The sequence below is a fragment of the Rhodococcus sp. PAE-6 genome, assembly GCF_025290685.1.
Classification (GTDB): Bacteria; Actinomycetota; Actinomycetes; order Mycobacteriales; family Mycobacteriaceae; genus Rhodococcus; species Rhodococcus pyridinivorans.
Genome location: NZ_JAOCLZ010000055.1, coordinates 1 through 3,063, shown reverse-complemented (window position 1 = coordinate 3,063; position 3,063 = coordinate 1). Strand labels below are relative to the sequence as shown.

Genomic DNA, 3,063 nt, shown 5'->3' with positions numbered 1-3,063 from the left:
CTCGGTCTGGTCGGCATCCAGGTCTGACCGCTACCTGCAACCACCGGCCGACGACTGAAGGGCACGACCGTGATCGACAACGACGACATGCTGCACCGCGTGGACCGGCACTATCTCGGCCCGACCGGCTTCACACTGCCGTTCCGAGTGCGCTACGGAGCGGTCGGAATCGGCTTCGTCATCCCCGTGGCGATCTTCATCATCGCCCGCGCGATCGTGCACGTCCCGATCAACTTCCAGTCGATCCTGATCATCCTCGCGCTCGGTGTCGTGCTCACCTCGAAGGTCACGAAATACGTCAACGCCGACCGCCCACTGCGGTCGGTGCTCAAAGCCGCATGGAACGACCTGAACGCCCCACGCCCGCCCAAGGGCACTGTCACGTTGTTGAAGTCGGCGAACTGGGAGAATCGGTGGGGTGAGCACCGCACTACTGTCGTACAAAGGCCACAGATACCCGGCCGAGATCATCAACCACTGCGTGTGGTTGTACTTCCGGTTTCCGCTCAGCTTCCGTGAAGTCGAGGAGATGATGCTCGAACGCGGTGTCGTGGTGAGTTACGAGACGATCCGCCGGTGGTGCGCCAAGTTCGGGCAGTCCTACGCCAACGCGCTGCGCCGACGGCGGGCCCGGCCCGGTGACAAGTGGTACCTCGACGAGGTCTTCATTAAAATCAACGGCACACTGCATTACTTATGGCGGGCGGTCGACCAGGATGGAAACGTGCTCGACGTGCTGGTCCAGTCCCGCCGAAACGCGTTGGCGGCCAAACGGTTCTTCCGCAAGCTGCTCAAAAGTCTGGAGTATGTGCCGCGGGTGATCGTCACCGACAAACTCGGCAGCTACCAGGTCGCCCACCGCGAACTGCTGGGATCGGTCGAGCATCGCCAGTCGAAGTACTTGAATAATCGCGCCGAGAACTCGCACCAACCGACCCGACAACGCGAACGTGCGATGAAACGCTTCACCTCACCTGGGCACGCGCAACGATTCCTGTCAGCGTTCAGCAGCATCTCACCTCACTTCCGGCCCCGCCGGCATCGACTAACCGCGACCGAGTGGCGCACCGAGATGGCCGACCGATTCGCGGTCTGGGAGGAAGTCACCGTGACCGACGCCGCCTGAAGTGAACGGCCCGAAGATGTTCCGTAGCAGTTCGTCCCAAACTAGCTGTGCCGCTATACTTTTCGATTAACGTGACAGTGCCCACCGAGTTACACCACTCTATGGGGCACTACTCCACCTCTCCGATCCCCACCTGTCGTTGTCGAATGGCAACACGGCTGACGGAGTGGAGTTAGCAAACAGGTTCGGTGACAACACCAACGGCGCAGAGGGCTTGCGTGCCGCCTTGTCTGCGGCGCAGCAGGCCGGTGCCCAGCTCGCGGTGATCACCGGTGATCTCACCGATCACGGGACGCCCGACGAGTACGAACTGTTGCAAGCCGTGCTGGCAGGCTCACCGATCCAGGTCGAAGTCATCCCTGGCAATCACGACCACTACGGACACCGCCACGAACCCGCGAACGCAGACCAACCGGTCGGTGGCGGCTTCCTCGGAACCGCCACCACCTGGCGCTACGAACACGCCTTCGGTCCCCGGTGGTGGTCTGCAGACATCGGAACGTTCCATGTACTGGCCCTGGACTGGTTCAGCTACACCTGCGGCATCGACTGCAATGCCCAGAAGGAGTTCATCCGACATGATCTGGATGCCAGCGAGCGCCCGCTACTAGTCCTCACGCACGACGTGCCCGACCCTGGGCTGCAGGACCTTATTACCAGCTATGCAGGCCCGACGACCCGCATTTCGATCCTCTCCGGTCATTGGCACGTGAGCGTCGATCGACACATCGGACAGATCCACTACCTCACCGCACCACCGACCAGCTTCGGCGGCTTTGATTGGTCGGCCCCCTCCTGGCACCTCCTCGACGTCACCCAGGACCACTCACTGCGTCGCCAAACCCAGCACACCTGGACCCGTCACCAGTCCACACCCGCGCCGACGGTGCACTCGATGCTGTGGTCGGCACCCGACGGACATAATCAGCACGGCGGCAATCTCTCTCGCGTGGGACAGCACCACGTGGCGGTACCCACCACACGGCAAGGACAAGCGCACGTGACCCTTGTCAGTGGCCGAGACGGGCACGCTAAGTGGACGGTCCCCGTCGATGGTGATGCCGTCACATCGCTGACGGCGTGGGGTGACACACTGATCGCCACGGCCTTCTCCGGCACCCTCACGTGCCTCGACACCACTGACGGAACAATCCGATGGACGCACGCACTGCCCGCCGCAGACCAGATTCGCCTGCTCAACGCACCTGAACTGACCACAGACGGGACACTGATCACCGGCACCCTCGACCGACTGTCTGCACTATGCGCCGACACTGGCCAAGTACTATGGAGCACATCAGATCTCGCCCCCGTCGACACCCTCATGACCTACGGTCGCGGGCTCACACACGGACATCATGTCGTGTTTCCCTTCGGCGGCCCCTACCGAGGGTTGACCGCCCTCGACGCTCGTGATGGCACAGTGGTGTGGAGTCAGTTCACTCCCCCAGCAGCGCCGAGCACCGTGAGCGCGATCCCCGGAACAGGCGATGCACTGGTGGTCCGCACCGATACCCAAACCCTCGACCGCATCGCCTTGACCACGGGCAGCACCCTGTGGTCAACACCCATCGCCGGCGGCTTCACAACCACACCGCCGGTGTGTATAGGTGACCGCGTCGTCGCGATCACCGGCGATGGCACAATTTACCGTCTGAACCTGGCAACGGGTGCGCCAACGGCCGACCCCACGCACATACCGCAGCAGGGACACCAAGGGTGGGGGCCATACCGGTCTACCGGAATCGGAATAGCGACCGAGCCCCTGATCATCGGCGACCAGATCATCGCCGTGACTGTCACTGGTGAAGTCTGGGCAGTCGCCCCCTCAGGTTCGGAGGAACTCGCCGCAACGCTCGATCTGATCCCTCCCGGGATTTCCGGAGGGCTCCTCTCAAGGGAGGATGAAACCTATGGCAGCAGGATCGAAGCGGTAC

General features: G+C 62.6%; 3 protein-coding genes. All 3 read left to right on the top strand.

The window, feature by feature from the left end; translation table 11 throughout:
• The first annotated feature begins 69 nt into the window (after positions 1–69).
• The gene (locus tag NVV99_RS26085; protein ID WP_260783265.1) at positions 70–519 is read left to right on the top strand and encodes a hypothetical protein; all 450 of its coding nucleotides are present in this window, start codon (positions 70–72) and stop codon (positions 517–519) included.
• A complete protein-coding gene (locus NVV99_RS26080) occupies positions 419–1,126 on the top strand; it encodes an IS6 family transposase (RefSeq protein WP_064257844.1) in 708 nt (235 codons plus the stop codon). The genes NVV99_RS26085 and NVV99_RS26080 overlap by 101 nt, the downstream gene beginning before the upstream one ends.
• Before the next feature lie 139 nt (positions 1,127–1,265).
• Positions 1,266–3,063 (top strand): PQQ-binding-like beta-propeller repeat protein (locus NVV99_RS26075; protein ID WP_260783264.1); only part of this gene is annotated, 1,798 nt, incomplete at its 3' end.